The 19,394-nt window shown below is 31.7% G+C and carries 21 protein-coding genes; 9 read left to right on the top strand and 12 right to left on the bottom strand.

Going from position 1 to position 19,394, the window contains the following annotated elements; genetic code table 11:
• Nucleotides 1–103 precede the first annotated feature (103 nt).
• The gene (locus tag GBO31_RS11540; RefSeq protein ID WP_219008497.1) at nucleotides 104–1,537 is read left to right on the top strand and encodes a T9SS type A sorting domain-containing protein; all 1,434 of its coding nucleotides are present in this window, start codon (nucleotides 104–106) and stop codon (nucleotides 1,535–1,537) included.
• Between the two features lie 200 nt (nucleotides 1,538–1,737).
• Here the strand turns inward: GBO31_RS11540 and GBO31_RS11535 are convergent, their stop codons facing one another.
• The 6 genes from GBO31_RS11535 to GBO31_RS11510 all read right to left on the bottom strand — a co-directional run bounded on the left by GBO31_RS11535 (nucleotide 1,738) and on the right by GBO31_RS11510 (nucleotide 5,878).
• Nucleotides 1,738–2,103: a nuclear transport factor 2 family protein gene (locus tag GBO31_RS11535; RefSeq protein ID WP_219008496.1), complete on the bottom strand. Its 366-nt coding sequence runs from the start codon at nucleotides 2,101–2,103 to the stop codon at nucleotides 1,738–1,740.
• A 94-nt stretch (nucleotides 2,104–2,197) separates the two neighbouring features.
• Complete coding sequence (locus GBO31_RS11530) at nucleotides 2,198–3,502, bottom strand: cryptochrome/photolyase family protein (RefSeq protein WP_219008495.1); 1,305 nt, start codon at nucleotides 3,500–3,502, stop codon at nucleotides 2,198–2,200.
• Nucleotide 3,503: 1 nt separating this feature from the next.
• Nucleotides 3,504–4,202, bottom strand: coding sequence for an SDR family NAD(P)-dependent oxidoreductase (locus GBO31_RS11525; protein WP_219008494.1), 699 nt, complete (start codon nucleotides 4,200–4,202; stop codon nucleotides 3,504–3,506).
• A gap of 15 nt (nucleotides 4,203–4,217) precedes the next feature.
• Nucleotides 4,218–4,712, bottom strand: a complete 495-nt coding sequence (locus GBO31_RS11520; RefSeq protein ID WP_219008493.1) for an SRPBCC family protein — start codon at nucleotides 4,710–4,712, stop codon at nucleotides 4,218–4,220.
• Between the two features lie 70 nt (nucleotides 4,713–4,782).
• On the bottom strand, nucleotides 4,783–5,139 hold the full coding sequence (locus GBO31_RS11515) for a hypothetical protein (protein WP_219008492.1): 357 nt from the start codon (nucleotides 5,137–5,139) through the stop codon (nucleotides 4,783–4,785).
• Between the two features lie 76 nt (nucleotides 5,140–5,215).
• The gene (locus tag GBO31_RS11510; protein ID WP_343211311.1) at nucleotides 5,216–5,878 is read right to left on the bottom strand and encodes an MIP/aquaporin family protein; all 663 of its coding nucleotides are present in this window, start codon (nucleotides 5,876–5,878) and stop codon (nucleotides 5,216–5,218) included.
• 120 nt (nucleotides 5,879–5,998) lie between these two features.
• Between GBO31_RS11510 and GBO31_RS11505 the strand changes: the two genes are divergently transcribed.
• Nucleotides 5,999–6,838, top strand: coding sequence for a DUF2911 domain-containing protein (locus GBO31_RS11505; RefSeq protein WP_219008491.1), 840 nt, complete (start codon nucleotides 5,999–6,001; stop codon nucleotides 6,836–6,838).
• A gap of 55 nt (nucleotides 6,839–6,893) precedes the next feature.
• Here the strand turns inward: GBO31_RS11505 and GBO31_RS11500 are convergent, their stop codons facing one another.
• The 3 genes from GBO31_RS11500 to GBO31_RS11490 form a co-directional block, all read right to left on the bottom strand.
• A complete protein-coding gene (locus tag GBO31_RS11500; protein ID WP_219008490.1) occupies nucleotides 6,894–7,094 on the bottom strand; it encodes a helix-turn-helix transcriptional regulator in 201 nt (66 codons plus the stop codon).
• A complete protein-coding gene (locus GBO31_RS11495; protein WP_219008489.1) occupies nucleotides 7,091–7,552 on the bottom strand; it encodes a hypothetical protein in 462 nt (153 codons plus the stop codon). The genes GBO31_RS11500 and GBO31_RS11495 overlap by 4 nt, the downstream gene beginning before the upstream one ends.
• Nucleotides 7,553–7,665: 113 nt before the next feature.
• Nucleotides 7,666–8,646, bottom strand: coding sequence for a Gfo/Idh/MocA family protein (locus tag GBO31_RS11490; RefSeq protein ID WP_219008488.1), 981 nt, complete (start codon nucleotides 8,644–8,646; stop codon nucleotides 7,666–7,668).
• 221 nt (nucleotides 8,647–8,867) lie between these two features.
• Between GBO31_RS11490 and GBO31_RS11485 the strand changes: the two genes are divergently transcribed.
• From GBO31_RS11485 to GBO31_RS11465, 5 genes are all read left to right on the top strand, one after another.
• Nucleotides 8,868–9,200: a hypothetical protein gene (locus GBO31_RS11485; protein WP_219008487.1), complete on the top strand. Its 333-nt coding sequence runs from the start codon at nucleotides 8,868–8,870 to the stop codon at nucleotides 9,198–9,200.
• A gap of 302 nt (nucleotides 9,201–9,502) precedes the next feature.
• Nucleotides 9,503–10,249 carry a 3-oxoacyl-[acyl-carrier-protein] reductase gene (gene fabG / locus GBO31_RS11480; protein ID WP_219008486.1) on the top strand — a complete coding sequence of 249 codons (747 nt, stop codon included), beginning with the start codon at nucleotides 9,503–9,505 and terminating at the stop codon, nucleotides 10,247–10,249.
• Between the two features lie 243 nt (nucleotides 10,250–10,492).
• Nucleotides 10,493–12,523, top strand: coding sequence for a vWA domain-containing protein (locus GBO31_RS11475; RefSeq protein WP_219008485.1), 2,031 nt, complete (start codon nucleotides 10,493–10,495; stop codon nucleotides 12,521–12,523).
• A gap of 23 nt (nucleotides 12,524–12,546) precedes the next feature.
• Nucleotides 12,547–13,362 carry a prohibitin family protein gene (locus GBO31_RS11470; protein ID WP_219008484.1) on the top strand — a complete coding sequence of 272 codons (816 nt, stop codon included), beginning with the start codon at nucleotides 12,547–12,549 and terminating at the stop codon, nucleotides 13,360–13,362.
• Nucleotides 13,363–13,799: 437 nt separating this feature from the next.
• Entirely contained in the window at nucleotides 13,800–14,426 is a 627-nt protein-coding gene (locus GBO31_RS11465; protein ID WP_219008483.1) for a hypothetical protein, read from the top strand.
• A 4-nt stretch (nucleotides 14,427–14,430) separates the two neighbouring features.
• On the opposite strand, the gene GBO31_RS11460 is transcribed toward GBO31_RS11465, so the two are convergent.
• The 3 genes from GBO31_RS11460 to GBO31_RS11450 all read right to left on the bottom strand — a co-directional run bounded on the left by GBO31_RS11460 (nucleotide 14,431) and on the right by GBO31_RS11450 (nucleotide 17,750).
• The gene (locus tag GBO31_RS11460; protein WP_219008482.1) at nucleotides 14,431–16,203 is read right to left on the bottom strand and encodes a sodium:solute symporter family protein; all 1,773 of its coding nucleotides are present in this window, start codon (nucleotides 16,201–16,203) and stop codon (nucleotides 14,431–14,433) included.
• Between the two features lie 119 nt (nucleotides 16,204–16,322).
• The gene (locus GBO31_RS11455) at nucleotides 16,323–16,823 is read right to left on the bottom strand and encodes a hypothetical protein (RefSeq protein ID WP_219008481.1); all 501 of its coding nucleotides are present in this window, start codon (nucleotides 16,821–16,823) and stop codon (nucleotides 16,323–16,325) included.
• A 15-nt stretch (nucleotides 16,824–16,838) separates the two neighbouring features.
• Nucleotides 16,839–17,750, bottom strand: coding sequence for an OmpA family protein (locus GBO31_RS11450; RefSeq protein WP_219008480.1), 912 nt, complete (start codon nucleotides 17,748–17,750; stop codon nucleotides 16,839–16,841).
• Nucleotides 17,751–18,079: 329 nt separating this feature from the next.
• On the opposite strand from GBO31_RS11450, the gene hisG reads away from it, so the two are divergent.
• Both hisG and GBO31_RS11440 read left to right on the top strand, forming a co-directional pair.
• Nucleotides 18,080–18,937, top strand: coding sequence for an ATP phosphoribosyltransferase (gene hisG, locus GBO31_RS11445; protein WP_219008479.1), 858 nt, complete (start codon nucleotides 18,080–18,082; stop codon nucleotides 18,935–18,937).
• A complete protein-coding gene (locus GBO31_RS11440) occupies nucleotides 18,934–19,353 on the top strand; it encodes a GNAT family N-acetyltransferase (protein ID WP_219008478.1) in 420 nt (139 codons plus the stop codon). The genes hisG and GBO31_RS11440 overlap by 4 nt, the downstream gene beginning before the upstream one ends.
• Nucleotides 19,354–19,394: the final 41 nt, after the last annotated feature.

Here is a 19,394-nt window from a genome sequence, read left to right as displayed (position 1 = left end):
TTGACGTATTACTGGTGTTTTATAAAAATGTTATTTTCCTAAATGGTATATAATTAATAATGTTTTTTATCGTTGGTTGTAACACTAACAATAATCAACTAACATGAAAACTATTATTACATTAATGGTCGCATTCATTGCGTGTGGCCTTTATGCACAACGCTCTCAAAAACCTTGGCACAATCATGAAAATTATAAAGAAGAGGTTATTGAAGCGATTCGGCAGAGTCCTGAGTTATTAAATCCAATAGATTATTTTGATGTTGAAAATGTGTCACAAAATTCCAATCAGAGTAATGCATATCAAACTAATATTCCTGAGTTTGTAAATGGTATTAATATCGCTTGGGTATCTTTTGGGAAAGATGTGGGTAAAGATCCTGAATTTGGGACAGAGTATCATCCCGATTTAGATACTTTTGGTTTAGTAATGGATAAAGTAGCCAATGCTGGAGGGAATGTTTTAAGATGGTGGTATCACACAAATGGTTCTACAAATCCTGTTTATGATGAACAACAAAAAGTAACTAATAATCCTACTTTTTTTCATGAGGATGTTATTAAAATACTCGATCTAGCTGCGAGTAAAGGTTTGCAAATCCAAATATGTCTTTGGTCTTTTGATATGTTAAAAGATCAATGGAATGTAGATGCTGTAGCGAATAAGAAATTATTGACAGAAGACGAATACTTTAAGGCATATCTAGATAACTCTTTAATTCCTTTGGTTCAGGCTGTTGGCGAGCATCCAGGATTATATGCTTGGGAAATTTTTAATGAAGCAGAAGGTATGACCACAGAATTTGGTAGTCATTGGCCAGGATTTGTAGAAAAAGTTTCTATAGTAGATATTCAAAAATTTATAAATAAAGCTGCCACAGCTATTAGAGGAGTAGCACCAAATGTAAAAATCACTAATGGAGCCTTAGGTTTTTTAACTAGTTTGAATGACGCTGATAATGGATATCAAAACTACTATTCAGATCAGAAACTTGAAGATATTGGAGGGGAGTCTAATGGGTATTTGGATTTTTATAATATCCATTATTATAATTGGGCTGGTGAGAATGGGTCTCCTTTTCATGCGGTTCATGATCTACAAAAGATAGATAAAGAAGCGGTAATCGCTGAGTATTATCCGGATTATACGTTTGGTTTAGATGTGGAACAATTGGGAGTTATTCTTAAAGAAAATGGATGGCATGGATCGCTGGTGTGGTCTTGGACAGATCGTTCTTGGGAAAGTATGGAGCCGATTATGATGAATGTAGTTTCTTATGTGCTTTCGAATCCCGATGTTGTATACGATCATTCTTCAAAAATAATGATGACTCCAAATCCAGTTAGTGATATTATTAAAATTCATGGGATATCTAAAAAGACGACTATTCAGGTTAGAGATGTGACAGGCAAAGAAGTATTTAGTACTGTTATGGATAGAAGTCTTGAGAACTCTATTAATTTAGAAGCTTTGCAGAAAGGCGTGTATTATGTAATACTTGATAGTACGGTAATGAAGAGGATTGTTAAAGTCTAAAATAGTATTTATGAATATTGATTATTCTCTATCGTCCTGTATTCAATAGAAAATACGAATAACCATGGAGTTCGTTATATAAAGTTTTAATCTTCCGAAATTATATAATGAATGAAGACTGTATTTCATTAACAAAACAAGTCTCATAGTATCTATGAGACTTGTTTTATTTTGTTGGTGTATCAAAAGAATTAAATTCTTTATGATGGCATACTATAAAAAAATTGTTCTTCAACTATTTTACCACCGTTTACATTATAAACAGCTAGCTCTTCAATTTGCATACGTCCTTGCCCTTTAAACGTACAATCCATTTTCATCCTGCAAGAAAAATGGTTATCAGCAACTATAGGATCTGAGATTTCCCCTCCATGAAATTCTTCTACACTAGCATACCATTCTTGACTTTTTTTAGTTACAGCGTCTTTGCCTTGTATAACAGGATTTGGCGATCCTGGCATTTCTTTGCTAACAACATTATCTGCATATAGTTCTTTTAAGGCCTGCATGTTTTCACCTTGACGGCAAAGCTCTACTAATCGATTAGCTACTTCTTGTGTATTCATTGGTTTAATTTTTACTAAATAAATTATTGATTTGTGATCAGTAAATTACGAAAAATAGTTATCGGTATTTTTAAAGAAATGTTATATTTATGATTTAGGCAACTGCCTCTTTGTAGACTTTTAAGCAACGTTCTCTGGCCATTTTATGATCTACAATAGGATTTGGGTATGTAAGTTCATTAATATCTTTTACCCAATTGTTTATATATTCAAGTTTTTTGTCGAATTTGGTAACTTGTGTTGTAGGATTAAAAATTCGAAAATAAGGAGCGGCATCAACTCCTGATCCAGCCGCCCATTGCCAATTTCCTACATTGGCGGACATATCATAATCCAGCAATTTTTCTGCAAAGTAAGCTTCTCCCCATCGCCAGTCTATGAGAAGATGTTTACAAAGGAAACTAGCAACTAACATTCGTACTCTGTTATGCATATATCCTGTTTCATTGAGTTCACGCATTCCAGCATCTACTAATGGATAGCCTGTTTTTCCATTTTTCCAAGCTTCGAATTCTTCTTCGTTATTTCGCCATAAAATTCGATCGTATTTTGGCCTGAATGATTTATCTTTTGTGTGTGGGAAATGCCATAAAATTTGCATAAAAAATTCTCGCCATATAAGCTCCGACCAAAATACCTCATTCTCTTCGGCAATTGCTTTTTTTACCATTTCACGAATGCTTACTGTACCAAAACGAAGATGAGGGCCTAGTCTAGATGTACCATTTTCTTTTGCAGGAAAGTTTCGCGTATCTTCATAATTGTTAATTAATGAAGGAGAAACTAAATATGTAGCTACAGTAATTTTTGATTTAGAAAAGCCTAAATCCGACAATTCTAGAGTAGGTAAATTCGGGTCTTTTACAAAATTTTTAAGGATACTTGTGGTCTCATATGGTTGTAATCTCGAAGTGTCAAAGATCTCTTTCCATTTATTTTTATAAGGAGTGTAAACAACATAAGGAGATCCATCAGATTTTACGATTTCATTTTTTTCAAATATTACCTGATCCTTGAATGTTTTAAAATCAATAGAATTAGCTTTTAGTAAATTTTCAACTTCTTCATCTCTTTGTTTTGCATAAGGCTCGTAATCATGATTGGTATACACCTTATGAATATCGTATTGTTTGATTAAGTCATTGAATATGTCTAAAGGATTACCGTGATGGATGGCAAGAGAACTATTTTGTTCTTGTAGTCTTTGATTTATAATTTGTAATTGCTCATGAATAAAAGTGACTCGAGCATCATTTTTCGGTAATTTGCTTAAAATTTTTGTATCAAAAATAAAAATGGGTAATACGGGAAGGTCATCCGATAGTGCTTTATATAATCCGATATTGTCCTCTAATCTTAAATCTCTTCTGAACCAGAAAATATTTACTTTTTCAAACATATTAGTTAACGTTTAAAGTGGACATCCCGCCATCAACACCTAAAACTTGTCCAGTAATCCAACTACTGTCGTCACTTAATAAGAACTTTGCTATATTGGCAATGTCTTCGGCTTCGCCAACTCTTTTAAGTGGATGTCGCTGATCCATCTTTTCTCTTTTCTTTTCATTTCCTAACAATCTTTCTGCTAATGGGGTGTCGGTTAAAGAAGGAGCGATAACATTTACTCTTAACTTTGGTGCATATTCTGCTGCTAGTGCCTTGGCAAAACCTTCAATTGCTCCTTTGGCCGCAGCAACACTGGTATGAAAAGGCATCCCTACTTTTACAGCAACCGTACTAAAAAACACAATGCTTGCCTGTTCTGAGTTTTTTAAATGAGGGATAATAGAATGCATAATTTTTACCAAAAACATAAAATTGATCTGCATATCTTCTTGAAAAGCTTCAAGACTCAGCATTTTAAAAGGTTTTAAATTAATACTTCCAGGACAGTATACAAAACCATCAAGTCTTTCGGGAAGTGCGGTTGTATCTATTTCATCAGTAGAAGCGTCATAGGGGATATGGGTGACTTCTAAATTTCCTAAATTTTCAGAAGTCCTAGAAGCGATATATATGTTGTGGTCTCTATATAATTTTAATGCTATTTCAAAACCTATTCCATGGCTTCCGCCAATAAGTAAAATGTTTTTTCTCATGATTGTGTTTAATTCTTAGGCTATTACTGTTTCTTGTTTTGTATCATATGAAAAAGCCCCAAAAAGCTCAATTAACTTTTGCTCTCGATACTCGAATATTTCTTTTAACTTCGGTTTTACTAAAAAAGGGTGCACTATTTGGCCTAATATGCCGAAAGGTACTTTGTAATCAATAATATCTTCCATTTCTACACCGCCAGGAATTTCTTTTATAAAATGTTTATGGTGCCATAAAGCGTAAGGACCAAATCGTTGTTCGTCTACAAAATACTGTTTGTCAATTGCATGAGTAATTTCTGTAACCCACTTGGTTTTAATGCCTGCAACTGGAGTTACTATATACTGGATTATTTGACCTGGATACATTTTCCTATCAGCTCCTGATAAAATTTCAAAACCCATATAATCTGGTGTGATAGTTTTTAAATTATTTGGATCTGATAGAAAATCCCAAGCTTCCTGAATAGAAATTGGAAGATTTTGTTTCGCTTTTAAAGTGTAAATTTTCATTGCATACCTTTTTATAGGATAAAGGTACGATCATTTTGTTTAATTTTTAACTTGAAAAAGTTAAACAAAATTAAAAATAAGAAATAGCCCAAGATTTAGCTTCTTCTAAACATTCAAAAAAAACAAAAGATTTATCAAAGAGTTTTTGTTCAATTAAGGCTTTGTCTCGATCCGTTTTTTCTTTTGAAACAATAGCCAGTCCCTTCATATTTGATAATTGACCTTGTTTATATACATCTATGGAAACATCATGGTTATTAAGTCTATTAGAAATTAAGACAAATTTCTTGTCTTTATAGAAGGATCGAAGTTCTTTTCTAATAATATTAGCTTTCTCTAATGTGAATGTAATGCCTTTATTAACGGTTATAATCGCAAACTTTTCATGTAATTCAATGGTGCAAAAATCTTTGGTTTGTATATGCATGTACTAAGCTAATAAAGCATAAATATATGTTAAATAAAGTTAATTTTGAAATTACTGGCTAACTTCCCTTTAATCATTAACAGTCATTACAACAATTATCTGCTTTAGTAAGTCTACAAGTCATTACAGCTAATATAGCTCCAATAAAAGGAGCTGTCATATACAACCATTGATGTTCCCAATGTCCTGACAATAAAGCTGGTCCAAGCGATCTTGCGGGGTTCATTGATGCATTCGTCATTGGTCCTGCAAACATTGCTTCTAGAAGTACTACACCACCGATAGCTATTCCAGCCATAGTACCAACTTCTTTGGATCCCGTAGAAACATTAATAATAACTAACATTAAGAAATAGGTAAGTAGTAATTCTAAAATAAAGGCTTTGTAAGCTTCAAAAGAGGGAAGGGTTCCTCCGAGAAATTCACTTTCGGGAAATAAGAATAACAAAATACTACTTGCTATAATAGCACCGATACATTGCGCTATAATATATTTAGGTACTTCTTTCCAGCTAAACTTCTTAGCAAATGCAAATGCTAGTGTTACTGCTGGATTAAAATGAGCTCCAGAAATATCTCCAAATGAATAAATCATTGCCATTACAATTAGCCCCCAAGTTATTGCAATTCCAACATGGGTAACATCTCCACCAGTTACTTCGTTAATGGTCATGGCTCCTGTACCACAAAATATCATAGTAAAAGTTCCTATAATCTCAGCTATATATTTACGCATCATACAATTAAAAATGATAGCAAATATACTACTCCTTATTTTAAGTTTTTGTTAACTCTTAATGTAGGTGTAATTATTATTTTCGTTACCAGTAATACTAATTAACAGACTAAATTTAATACAATGAAAAAGATCGTCTTATTTGTTTCTGTGGCTTTATTATCGTTTGGTACAAAAGCTCAGGTTAAAACTCCACAACCAAGTCCTTTGTCTAAAGTTGAACAAGTTGTTGGGCTTACTGATGTGGCAATTGAATATTCTCGTCCTAGCATGAAAGGTCGTACAATTTTTGGAAACCTGGTTCCTTTTGATAAATTATGGAGAACGGGAGCTAATAAAAATACGATGATTACTTTTAGCGATGATGTAAAAGTAGAAGGAGCAGCTCTTAAGAAAGGGACTTATGCTATTTTTTCAAAGCCCGGTAAAGAAAGTTGGGAAGTAATTTTTTATAGTGATGCAAACAATTGGGGGACACCGCGCCAATGGGATGATAGTAAAGTCGCTGCTAAGGTAAAAGTGAAAACAGCAAAAATTCCTTTTAACGTGGAATCATTTACAATCATGTTTAGTGATTTTACAATGGATAGTGCTGCTATCAATTTCATCTGGGAAAATACAGAAGCTTCTGTTAAGTTAGAAGTACCAACTAAAGAGAAAGCAGCAAAAAGTATTGAGACTGTAATGGCAGGTCCTTCTGCAAATGATCACTACCAAGCAGCTGTTTTTTATAAAGATACAGGTGATTTTGCAAAAGCTAAAACACATATTGAAAAAGCTGTTGCAGGTAGAGCAGATGCTTTTTGGTTTCATAGACAACATTCTTTAATATTAGCAAAAAGTGGAGATAAAACAGGTGCAATAAAAGCTGCAAAAACTTCGTTAGAATTAGCAGAGAAAGCTAAGAATGCTGATTACGTAAAATTAAATAAAGATTCCCTTGCAGAGTGGGGAGCTAAATAAACACTCTTTTTTTTCACACAAATGAAAAGCGCTCTACATTTTAGAGCGCTTTTTTTTAATCATCCTGGTCTAAAAAGAATATTTCTTCTACCGGTTTTTTAAATAACCTAGAGATTTTCAATGCAAGAACTGTGGAAGGAACATATTTGTTTTTCTCCATTGCATTTATAGTTTGCCTACTTACACCAATTTTTTCAGCTAAATCTGCTTGCGTAAGATCATGAATAGCACGTTCTATTTTGATTTTATTTTTCATGATCTGCTATTTTTATAAATTACATAGTGAAACCTAATAATAAAAATGAATAAAGGGGTGAACATACTATATATTAACACATGAAAAAATTTCATGTCATAAATAAAAATAGTAAGCAATAATAGTAAGATGTAATTTACTATTATTGCCCAAGCTAAAGAATCTAATCTGGTTTTGGCAATAAATTCATCTTCGATCTTTTCTTTAGAAAAACTAATCAGTAGTCCGCCAATAACAATAAACACGACAATTAGCTCGTCTAAAACATCATTTTCAATAATTTTTACAATTCCATTTTTATCTTTTTCGAAAGAGTCATAGTGAAAAAGAGAGATAACATTTATCCTCATTTTGTCTGACTCAAAACCTTGAGCTTGAAGATAAATTCCAGCAATTACTCCTAGTGTAAAAAGAATCCATCCTGGTCTTTTAAATTTGTTTGATAATAAATATTTCATCTTGTTCGATTTTTGATTAATAGTTCAAAAGTATATATTTTTTTACAAAAAGTAAAATAAACTTTACATTAAGTAAAATAAAATTGATATTTGAGTATCTGGAAATTATGCTTTTAATACACTAGATTGATTTTGTCTCTTACAGTGTCTAATAATTCTATAAGTTGAAGACTTTTCTCAAAAGTCATAATTGTACTTTCGGAATTTTTATTAAAAATCATTTCCTGAACATGAATAGCTTCATAGCTATAGCCGTTCGTTTGAACTGGGAATTCATATAATTGTGAGGGCTTATCTTTTTTAGTAATGCTAAAGGAAGAAGGTTCGTGAAACCTACTATTTATAATAATAGTTCCATTCTCAAATTGAATAATAGCTTCTGTGTTCGTTTTTTCTGTAATAGAGGAATATAAATTTGCGATTACATCATTTTTATATGAAAGTGTAATGGCACAATTTTCATCTATTCCGGTTTTACTAAATTGAGCACTCGCTTCTACCTTTTCAGGAACACCTAAAATGCTTAATGCCGCAAACAAGGGATAAATACCTACATCTAATAAACTACCACCTCCTAATTGTTTATTGAATATTCTACTGTTTGGATTGAAAGTACTTGCGAAACCAAAATTAGCTCTCAAACTTTTGATATTTCCAAGTTCATTAGTAGCAATAATTTTCAAAACAGCTTGATAATGTGGTAGGAAATAGGTCCAAAGAGCTTCCATTAAAAAAGTATTATTCTCTTTTGCTATTTTTATCATTTCTTTTACTTGGTTCTTATTCATTGCAAAGGGTTTTTCGCATAAAACCGCTTTTTTTGCAGAAAGACACATGATAGTATTCTCATAATGAAAAACATGAGGAGTAGCAATGTAAATAATATCAATTTCTGGATCTTTAGAGAGTTCTAAATAGTTTCCGTAATAATTAGACGCTTTATGCTTCCTTGCAAAGTTTTCAGCTTTTGTAATATCTCTGCTAGCTACGGCGTGTAATAAGGCGTTAGGTATGGTAGTCAGATCTTCTGCAAATTTATGCGCTATTTTTCCGCAACCTAATATGCCCCATTTATATGTTCTTTTTGGATTCATTATCTTTTGAAAATTAATAATATTAGAGAAGAAAAAGAGGGGATTTTCCCTTAAATTCAATTGTCGTTTTTTTAGTTTTATCGTAATTGAGTAATAATTTAATTACAAATTGTTCAAATGTTTAACAAAAACGTAAAACATTTGCTTAAGATTGCTTATTTCTTTGAACTCTAATTATTTATTGGTAAATTTAAGATACTCACTTTTAAAACCAAACCATTATGGAAAATCAAATTACTTCAACCACATCACCAAATAGACAAAAGCATACGTTAAGGTTGAGTAGAATGAAAGAAGAACTTTCTGCAATGCTTCTGGATTTGCATTCATATCGTTGTGAACCATGCACACCAGACATGCACCAACAGTTTCTAGAGTTGGATTATAGTGGACGAGAACTTTCACAAACTTTAACAAATACAACGGATCTATTAAAAGATTCAATGCAATTGTCTAAAGAAGTTGGAGATGAAATTTATGGAGTAATGGAAAAATATAATTCATTTCAAAAAGATTTATCTTCTTACCGATCAGAAGCAGTTGTGCATCACTAATTCTGATTTTAATAAAACCTTTAAAAACCTTGATTGTAATATCAAGGTTTTTTTAGTGGTAATCATTAGTGATTTTAGGAAATTTTTGTTAAGTAACTGTTGGATTCTCAATTGCATAAAAGATGTAAAGTAAAACGCATAGTATTCTTAATATATTTCAAAGCTTTTTTTAGTAGATAAAACCATTTATAAATCAATGGTTTTATTGTTGTATGCCTGCGACTTATTCTTATATTTGAACACACAAAATCAAACATATCATTTATAATGGTATGCAATACCAAAAAAATATTACAGAGCGGATGAATCTCTTACAAGGTAAAACTGCCATTATCACAGGTGCAACTCGTGGTATTGGAAAAGGAATAGCACAAGTTTTCGCAAAACAAGGTGCAAATGTTGCATTTACATACAGTTCTTCGATAGATGCGGCCAAAGATTTAGAAAAAGAATTGAATGATTTAGGTATTCAAGCGAAGGCTTATCAAAGTAATGCCGCAAGTTTCGAACAATCAGAAAGTTTAGTGAAAGATGTTTTAGAAACTTTTGGGAGTATAGATATTTTGGTTAATAATGCAGGTATTACCAAAGACAATCTATTGATGAGAATGAGTGAAGAAGATTTTGATAAAGTAATCGAAGTCAATCTCAAAAGTGTTTTTAATATGACTAAAGCTGTTCAGCGTACGATGCTAAAACAACGCAAAGGAAGTATTATTAACATGAGTTCTGTAGTTGGCGTTAAAGGAAATGCTGGACAAGCCAATTATGCAGCTTCTAAAGCTGGTATTATAGGGTTTTCTAAGTCTGTAGCTCTAGAATTAGGATCAAGAAATATTCGTAGTAATGTTATTGCTCCTGGTTTTATAGAGACGGAAATGACCGGAAAATTAGATGAAAAAGTAGTAGATGAATGGAGAAAGGCTATACCACTTAAAAGAGGAGGATCTCCAGAGGATATTGCAAATGCCTGTTTATTTTTAGCTAGTGATCTAAGTGCGTATGTTACAGGACAAGTACTTAACGTAGATGGAGGAATGCTTACTTAAAAACCATTATTTATAAGAACTGATTTTAAGAGTAATAATGAACGATGTAGTTAGTTTTATATCTTCATAAATCAGCTAAAGTTTAATTTACTTATTTGGATTACATTATGTATTTCTATTAGTTTTTTAATAAGTTTAAGATCTTTTAAATTAATTGTGATTATTTTACGTTTTAATAAGAGTTCTTAAGTAAATAGGATTAAGAAGTCCATAACAAGAGCTCCAAGATCGTAGTTAGAAAGAATGCAAATACAGAATATAGGACTAATTATAGCGGCAGGAATAGTAGCATTGATTATTGCCCTATTTCAATACATGTATAAAGCAAAAAACAGAACCAAAAGAAATCTGTTTTTTGCTTTACTACGTTTTTTAAGCATTTTTACATTATTAGTTCTTCTAATTAATCCAACATTTCGTCAAAATTCATATTATATAGAAAAACCTACATTGGTTATAGCAGTAGATAACTCTTCATCTATAAAACATTTAGAGCAAAATCAATCAGTAGAAGAACTCGTAAATACAATTCAGAATTCCGAAGAACTTCAAAAAAGATTTGATCTGAAGTACTATTCATTTTCAGATGAGTTGAAAGATTCCTTAGCATTTACTTTTGATAGTAAACAGACAAATATTTCAAATGCATTAGAAAACCTTGATCAAATTCATAAAAATTCCAATGCTCCAACAGTATTGATAACAGATGGGAATCAGACTTATGGAAGAGATTATCAATATAACAGTAGAACGTATAAGCAACAAATTTATCCTATAATTGCAGGAGATACGACAAAGATTGTTGATACTAAAATCCAACAATTAAATGTGAACAGGTATGCTTATTTAAAGAATAGGTTTCCGGTTGAAGTTATTCTTACATATACTGGAGTTGATAATGTAAGTACAAAATTTGAAATCAAATCTGGTGAAAATACAATCTATACACAACCTGTTTCTTTCTCCAAAGAAAAAAATTCAGAAGTAATCAATTTTACATTGGCGGCAAGTACTGCAGGAGTACTCAAATATAAGGCTAGATTAGTTCCTATTGAAAATGAGAAAAATACGGTTAATAATAGTAAGGATTTTGCTGTAGAAGTAATTGATCAAAAAACAAATGTTCTAATTGTTAGCACACTTACGCATCCAGATTTGGGAGCTATTAAGAAAAGTATAGTAAGTAATGAAAGGAGGAGTCTAACAATAGTAAAACCTTCGGAAGTAAAGGATTTAGATGACTATCAACTCGTTATTTTGTATCAACCAAATTCTAGATTTCGGAATGTATATGAGAAATTGAAAAATTCTAGAAAAAATCATTTTACAATTACGGGAGCTAAAACTGATTGGGCTTTTTTAAATAATATTCAAAATCTATATAAACAAGAGATTACAAGACAAACTGAATATTATTTACCTAGATTTAATGCTAATTATGGAACATTTCTTTTAGATGATATAGGTTTTAATGGATATCCACCTTTAATTGGCGCATTTGGTGAAATTACAATAAACTCTTCTTATGATATTTTAATTAAAAGAAATATAGGGAATATAAGTACTGAAGAAGCATTGTTGGCAACGATAGAAGATAATGGTATTCGAGAAGCGGTTTTGTTTGGGGAAGGCATTTGGCGATGGAGAGCGCAGTCCTATTTGGATGCTAAAAGTTTTGAAGATTTTGATGATTTCTTTGGGAAACTGATTCAATATTTAGCTTCTAATAAAAGAAAGAGTAGATTGAATACGATTTCAGAATCCTTTTACTATGGGAATTCAAGTATAAAGATCAAGGCAGAGTATTTTACAAAAAATTATGAATTTGATAGCAGAGGAAATCTAAATATTTTTGTAAAAAATAAGGATACTGATGCATCTCAGTCAGTTCCTATGTTATTAAAAAACAATTCTTACGAAGCTGATTTAAGTAGTTTGTCTTCGGGAAATTACGATTATACAGTTTCTGTTACTGGCGAAAATATAACTCGTTCAGGAAGTTTTAGCATCTTGGATTACAACGTAGAACAACAATTGCTAAATGCTAATGTAACAAAACTAAGCCAAGTGGCGACTAATACAAATGGAAAGGCTTATTTTATGACTCAAGACGATATTTTGATAAAAGACCTTGTGGCCGATAACAGGTATCAGGCAATTCAAAAGAGCAAGGAAAATATCGTATCTTTAATTGACTGGAAATATCTTTTGGCGATACTCATTGCTTTACTTAGTATAGAGTGGTTTATGAGAAAATATAATGGGCTTATTTAAATATTAAAAACTAAACATTTATCATGGAAAAATTACCTAAAATAGGATTACCTATTCTAATTATTATTGTATTAACGATTGTCTTCGTGTCAAAATCTACTGTTACGATTGGTTCAGGAGAGGCAGGAGTTCTATATAAAACATTTGGTGGTGGAGTAGTAACAGATCAACCACCTTTGGGAGAAGGGTTTCATTTAGTAGCTCCTTGGAATAAAGTGATTGTATATGAAGTTAGGCAACAAGAAGTTTTTGAAAAAATGCAAGTATTATCTTCTAATGGTCTTGAAATTAAATTAGATGCTTCTGCTTGGTTTCAACCTAGCTATGCAAAATTAGGTTTGTTACATCAACAAAAAGGAGAAAATTATGTACAAAGAGTATTGCTTCCTACAATCCGTTCTGCAGCTCGTAGTGTGGTAGGTAGATATACACCAGAACAATTATATTCAAGTAAAAGAGATGCTATTCAGCAAGAAATTTTTGAAGAAACTAAAAAGATTGTTGGAGATCAGTATATTCAGTTAAATGAAGTTTTAGTTCGTGATGTTACCTTACCACCAACTATTAAAGAAGCTATTGAAAGAAAGCTAAAACAAGAACAAGAAGCGTTAGAGTATGAATTTAGATTAGAAAAAGCTAAAAAGGAAGCAGAAAGACAGAAAATTGATGCAGAAGGTAAAGCCGTTGCCAATCAGATTTTAAGTGCTTCGCTAACTGATAAAATTCTAAAAGAAAAAGGAATCGAAGCTACTTTACAACTTGCAAAATCTCCAAATGCGAAAGTTGTAGTAGTAGGATCCGGAAAAGATGGAATGCCTTTGATTCTTGGAAATCAATAAAACATTTTAAATTCATATTTTGTAGTATAAGAAACTGCAAATAAAGATCTTTTAAAGCATCATATACCAGTTATATGATGTTTTTTTGATTTTATAATTTGGGATATTTAATACACTTGATGATGTAACAATTTTAAGGATTTCACTACCAATAGATAAACTAATTTATTTAAGTATGAATCATTTATTATTTGTATTGTTAAATTTTGCTGGTTTTCTTTCTTTGAAGGAAGAGAAGGATAGTAAAAGAAAGTAAGTTGTAAATGTGCTATATGTTTCTATGGTAGGTATTGCTTTAGTTTATCATTTCGGAGAGTTTATTGGTGGAATGTTATATCAATTTCTTCACGTATAAATTATGAAATTTCTACTTACAAAAATAACCTATATAGAAAGTGTAGAGTACTAATCTATAAACTAAAAAGAATTCAAAACTTATGAAAAAAATAATTCCTTTTGAAAATTATGAAGAAGCTATAAATGAACTGGATAATGGAGGAAGGTTTTATAATATTTTAACTAAAGCTGAAGATGGAGTGATTTCCCCAGCTGAATTAGGGAAGGTAGCTGGTTTATTTAGTGATAAACAAAAAATGATACTGTTTCTGGATATTGCTACATCTAAATTAAACAACACTCATAAAAACCTAATCATATCTTCTCTATCAAATGATTTGCAATTGGTTTATAACTCCTATAAAGCTAAAGAAATAGTGCCTTCTGAAGGAATCGAAATGACCGATGTGTCCTCGAATGTAATAGTAACTGGAGTGCCTAAAAAGATTGCATCCAAATCAAATTTCAATGGTTTTATAATGGTTCCTATTGTTGCTGGAAAAGTAACAACCTTTAGTATGATACCAATTGTAGAAACATATAATGTTTATGAAGTTACAGATATAGAATCTTCTTCAAGTTATATTATCGCTCATTCTAAAGAATTTAAAAAATTTCCTGAGACAAAAATGAAAATTGCCGGAGCGGTAAAAGAACTTAGTGATAAAAAAGATAAAACAGGAGCTACCAAGTTATATGTAGAAGCATTGTATTATTTAGAAATATAAGTAGTTACTTCTTTCTAATTCTTAGTAAAGTAACGATTGCTATAATTGTTATTGTTGATAATACTAATGCACCGGATAGATTTCCATAAATGAAATAGCCTGTTGCAAACAACGAACAGTAAACAAGTAATACACCCAATAACATAGATGCAAGATCAATAGTAAATTTATCAGTACCTGTATCTAGGGTGATATTATCCTTCTCCAATTTTTGTTTAAAACCGTTCCATCCTGCTCCAAAGGGTTTTACTTTATTATAAAACTGTAAAAGAGTTTCTTTCTTCGTTGGTTGGGTTAATAATGTTACTGAAATCCAACTTATAGAGGTAAGAATTACACCAATAACTAATTCTTGATATCCTTCTAAGCGTGATCCAAAAACATGCGCATGTGCAAATTCAAACCAAAGGGCAATAACAAAAGAAACGATCATACCAGTAATTTCACTATAGGCATTAATACGCCACCAAAACCATCTTAGAATAAATATTAAACCAGTACCTGCACCGATCTGTAAAAGAATATTGAAAGTGCTCAAAGCACTTTCTAAAGCTAGTGCAATAAGCGCCGCAAAAAACATAAGTGCAATCGTACTTAAACGACCAATATTTACTAATTGTTTTTCACTAGAATTTGGATTGATAAAACGTTTGTAAAAATCGATTGCTAGATAAGAAGATCCCCAATTAAGGTGCGTGGATATAGTACTCATAAATGCTGCAATTAAAGATGCTGCTACAAGTCCTAATAAGCCTGATGGTAATTTAGTAAGCATCGCTGGATACGCTAAATCATGACCTATGATGCCTGCATCTACATTTGGGAAAGCTTTTTGTATAGCCGTTAATTCAGGAAATAGGACTAAAGAAATTAAAGCGATTAAGATCCATGGCCAAGGACGTAGCGCATAATGTGCGATATTAAATAATAGAGTAGCACCAATTGCATTTTTTTCATCTTTAGCAGATAGCATTCGTTGTGCAATATAGCCACCACCACCAGGTTCTGCACCGGGATACCAAACACTCCACCATTGAACAGCTAGAGGAATTACTAATAGAGTTATGAGTGATTTCGAGTCATTAAAATCGGGTAAAAAATTTAGCTTAGAACTTACATTTGTATGTGTTAATAAATTAGATAACCCTCCAACTTCAGGAAGATTAACCAAATAATAAGCAGCAGCTATAGAGCCAATCATTGCTACGATAAATTGTAAGAAATCTGTAAAGATAACACCTCTTAGACCTCCTAAAGCACTATAAATTACTGTAATTATAGATGCATATAATACACATTCCCAAGGAGCTAAACCAAATAAAATCCCACCAATTTTAATAGCTGCTAAGCATACAGATGCCATAATCATCACGTTAAAAAATACTCCTAAATACAATGCTCTAAACCCTCTTAGAAAGGCAGCTGCTTTACCACTATATCGAATTTCATAAAACTCTAGATCTGTTAACACTTCTGATCTCCTCCATAATTTTGCGTAAACGAATACCGTTAGCATTCCAGTGAGTAAAAATGCCCACCAAACCCAATTTCCAGAAATTCCATTTTGTCTCACAATATCGGTAACAAGATTTGGAGTATCAGCAGAAAATGTGGTTGCTACCATAGAAATCCCTAATAACCACCAAGGCATGTTTCTTCCAGAAAGAAAGAACTCGCTAGCATTTTTTCCGGATTTTTTTGACACTGCAATACCAATAGAAGCGAAAATGATAAAAAAGGATATGATGATAATCCAATCTAAGGTAGATAATGACATATAGAGAAAATTAGTTAGATCCGTAAATCTAATACTTTTTTGTCATTCTTTTAAACGGATAAAAAAAGCCTTTAAGTGTCTATAAACTAAAGGCTTTAACTAATAGCATGTGATTTGTATTACTTTTGGTTTTTGAGTTCTTCTGCTTGTTTTGTCCAATTATCACGCTCAATCCGACCAGGAAAGAACTGTATTAATTCAGTAACTGTTTCAATATCCTCTTTAGTAAATCTGCTAATCTGATCAAAAGTATATATTCCAATACTATTTAGTTTTTGCTCAATAAATGGTCCAACACCACTTATTTTTTTCAGATCATCCTTTTGGGTTTCGTCCGCTTTACCAAAACTCTCAAAATTTAACTTAGGTTTTTCGATCGATTTAGGTTCTGCAACTTCAATAGCTTTTGGAGCTTCTACAGGAACAGGTTTAGAAAAAGTAGTATTCGCTTTTTTATAACTTCCATTTCTAAGTTTTTCCTTTTCTCTGAGACATTTATCTAGTTCGGATTGATATTTATTTTTAAGTACCCATCTTGATAACAACCATCCTAAAAGGAATGCTATTAGCAATAATAATAAAAGGCACCACCAGTTTGCTTCATTTAAAAAATCTAACATTGTTATAGTTGGTATTTAGTTTACGATTATTTCTATTCTTCTATTTTTAGCGCGGTTTTCCTCACTAGTGTTAGGAACGATAGGATCTGATTCTCCTTTGGATTTTGATGTGAGTTTATCTTCAGGAATTCCTTGAGCAATGAAGTGTTTTTTGACATTTTCTGCTCTTTTTAAACCAAAAAATTGGTTAGAATCATCATCCCCAACATCATCTGTATGCCCTGTTATCAATACACTTTTAGTTGGGTACTTATTGAGATAACTTTTTAACTCTAGTGCATAATTAGAAAGAGTTGCATCGGGTTTAAATTCTTTGGATCCAAAATCAGAATATAAAGTTTTATTGGCAATACCTTTTTCAACTTCTTCCAATCTAGATTGGTCAAGTGTATGAAAGTTTAACAGAATTCCACCGTTATAAGTACCGTTCGTATCGTAAGTGTAATTAACTAATTTTGCTTTAGGAACAATTCGATCACCATTAATTCCAGAATTAATTAGAATGTTTTTGATAAAGTTAGCTCTAGTAATACCTGTTAAACTATCAATTTCTCTTTCTTTTGAAGTTTCGTAACCATATATCATCAATTCTTGATCTTGATGTGTTCCTAAATAATCGGCAATTTTTGTTTCAAAACCTTTTATCTTTTCTGGAATAAAAACTTCTAAATTACTATTGTTTATTTGAAGATTTGCTGGATATCTAAAAATGTCATTATTATCAATATCCCACGCGTATAAACCATTTGCTAAGGCTATACTATCTTCATATGCTTTTTTTGCTTTTTTTTCAGCCTCAGCATCTATTTGTTCGTTGACAGTTGGGTTATTATTTCGATCTCCCAAGCATATAGGACATGAATAATACCACCACATGGCTAACAATGCGAATAGTATAAAAATTAAAAAGGAAATTAAATGTTTCATAGGTTGATGATTAGTGTTACTCTCTTAAAGTTATAAAATGTTTTGATTAATTGGTTATTACATAGTGATTTATACTTGGAAAAAAGATGAATAGCAAAAATTTAAGACGAAATACATTTTGAGAAAAAAATATTTTTTTTAAATTCGCTGCATATTTGAAAAAATGAGAAACATTCTTATACATCATCATCATACTTTTATCTCCGCCCAGGCGTGGTAAGTTGGTATGTGTATAAGTGAAACATATATAATAACCCGTTTGAGCATCTTCAAGCGGGTTTTTTTATTTTAAAATTTGTTTTGAACTGACCAAACACAACAACTAAAAAATGACAAAAATTAAAATTGCCATTCAGAAGAGTGGAAGACTTAATCAAGATTCGGTTCAGATTCTTAAAGATTGTGGAATTTCTATTGATAATGGCAAGGATCAATTAAAAGCAGCTACAAGGAACTTTCCTATGGAAGTGATGTTCTTACGAAATGGGGATATTCCTCAATATTTAAGAGACGGAGTAGTAGACATTGCGATCATTGGAGAAAATGTATTAGTAGAGAAGGGAAAAGATATTGCTATTGCAGAAAGACTAAATTTTTCTAAATGCAAAGTTTCACTTGCAGTGCCTAAAGATATGGAGTACAACTCTATTAAAGATCTTGACGGAAAAAAAATAGCGACTTCATATCCAAATACAGTTATTGAATATTTAAAAGAAAAAGGGATTTCTGCCGACTTACACCAAATTTCTGGATCTGTAGAAATCRCACCAAATATTGGTTTGGCAGATGCTATTTGCGATATTGTATCTAGTGGTAGTACATTATTTAAAAATAATTTGAAAGAAGTGGAGGTGATGCTTACTTCGGAAGCAGTATTAGCGGTTTCTCCTAAAATTAGTGAAGAAAGTAAAGAGATTCTGGAAAAATTACAATTCAGAATTCAAGCGGTGTTGAAAGCAAGAGCCTCAAAATATGTATTACTGAATGCACCTAATGATAAAATTGATCGTATTGTAGATATTCTTCCTGGAATGAGAAGCCCGACAGTCTTACCTCTTGCTGAAAAAGGATGGAGTTCTATCCATACAGTTGTTGAGAAAAATAAGTTTTGGGATATTCTTGATGAATTAAAAGCCGAAGGAGCCGAAGGAATTTTAGTATGCCCGATTGAAAAAATGGTATTATGATTACGATCCGTCTTATACCCAAAGAAAATCTAGAAATTATCATTCCTTTTTTAGAGGAGTTAAATCCCAATATCGGAGCTAAATTATTATCCAGTAGATTATCTGAAATGATTGCACAAGGATATGAATGTATAGGGGTTTATAATAATGATGAATTGATTGGTATTTCAGGATTGTGGTTTCTTACTAAATATTATGTCGGAAAGCATGTAGAACCGGATAATGTTTTTATTCTTCCAGAATATCAAGGAAAAGGAATCGGAGAGCTCATGATGAATTGGATTTTTGACTATGCAAAATCTAAAGGTTGTGTAGCTTCTGAGTTAAATTGTTATGTAGGTAATAAAAACGCACATAGATTTTGGGAAAATCAAGGGTATAAGAAAATCGCATATCATTTTCAAAAAGAATTATAGTAGATAAGGTAATATCTCGTAAGATAAGAGATTAAATAAGA

Source organism: Aquimarina litoralis (assembly GCF_019295435.1).
In the GTDB taxonomy this organism is placed as follows: domain Bacteria; phylum Bacteroidota; class Bacteroidia; order Flavobacteriales; family Flavobacteriaceae; genus Aquimarina; species Aquimarina litoralis_A.
This window is presented reverse-complemented; position numbering and strand designations above follow the sequence as displayed.

Coding starts and splice junctions, on each gene's coding strand:
- GBO31_RS11540 (WP_219008497.1), top strand. CDS start 104: ATGAAAACTATTATTACATTAATGGTCGCATTCATTGCGTGTGGCCTT.
- GBO31_RS11535 (WP_219008496.1), bottom strand. CDS start 2,103: ATGAATACACAAGAAGTAGCTAATCGATTAGTAGAGCTTTGCCGTCAA.
- GBO31_RS11530 (WP_219008495.1), bottom strand. CDS start 3,502: ATGTTTGAAAAAGTAAATATTTTCTGGTTCAGAAGAGATTTAAGATTA.
- GBO31_RS11525 (WP_219008494.1), bottom strand. CDS start 4,202: ATGAGAAAAAACATTTTACTTATTGGCGGAAGCCATGGAATAGGTTTT.
- GBO31_RS11520 (WP_219008493.1), bottom strand. CDS start 4,712: ATGAAAATTTACACTTTAAAAGCGAAACAAAATCTTCCAATTTCTATT.
- GBO31_RS11515 (WP_219008492.1), bottom strand. CDS start 5,139: ATGCATATACAAACCAAAGATTTTTGCACCATTGAATTACATGAAAAG.
- GBO31_RS11510 (WP_343211311.1), bottom strand. CDS start 5,878: ATGATGCGTAAATATATAGCTGAGATTATAGGAACTTTTACTATGATA.
- GBO31_RS11505 (WP_219008491.1), top strand. CDS start 5,999: ATGAAAAAGATCGTCTTATTTGTTTCTGTGGCTTTATTATCGTTTGGT.
- GBO31_RS11500 (WP_219008490.1), bottom strand. CDS start 7,094: ATGAAAAATAAAATCAAAATAGAACGTGCTATTCATGATCTTACGCAA.
- GBO31_RS11495 (WP_219008489.1), bottom strand. CDS start 7,552: ATGAAATATTTATTATCAAACAAATTTAAAAGACCAGGATGGATTCTT.
- GBO31_RS11490 (WP_219008488.1), bottom strand. CDS start 8,646: ATGAATCCAAAAAGAACATATAAATGGGGCATATTAGGTTGCGGAAAA.
- GBO31_RS11485 (WP_219008487.1), top strand. CDS start 8,868: ATGGAAAATCAAATTACTTCAACCACATCACCAAATAGACAAAAGCAT.
- fabG (WP_219008486.1), top strand. CDS start 9,503: ATGAATCTCTTACAAGGTAAAACTGCCATTATCACAGGTGCAACTCGT.
- GBO31_RS11475 (WP_219008485.1), top strand. CDS start 10,493: ATGCAAATACAGAATATAGGACTAATTATAGCGGCAGGAATAGTAGCA.
- GBO31_RS11470 (WP_219008484.1), top strand. CDS start 12,547: ATGGAAAAATTACCTAAAATAGGATTACCTATTCTAATTATTATTGTA.
- GBO31_RS11465 (WP_219008483.1), top strand. CDS start 13,800: ATGAAAAAAATAATTCCTTTTGAAAATTATGAAGAAGCTATAAATGAA.
- GBO31_RS11460 (WP_219008482.1), bottom strand. CDS start 16,203: ATGTCATTATCTACCTTAGATTGGATTATCATCATATCCTTTTTTATC.
- GBO31_RS11455 (WP_219008481.1), bottom strand. CDS start 16,823: ATGTTAGATTTTTTAAATGAAGCAAACTGGTGGTGCCTTTTATTATTA.
- GBO31_RS11450 (WP_219008480.1), bottom strand. CDS start 17,750: ATGAAACATTTAATTTCCTTTTTAATTTTTATACTATTCGCATTGTTA.
- GBO31_RS11440 (WP_219008478.1), top strand. CDS start 18,934: ATGATTACGATCCGTCTTATACCCAAAGAAAATCTAGAAATTATCATT.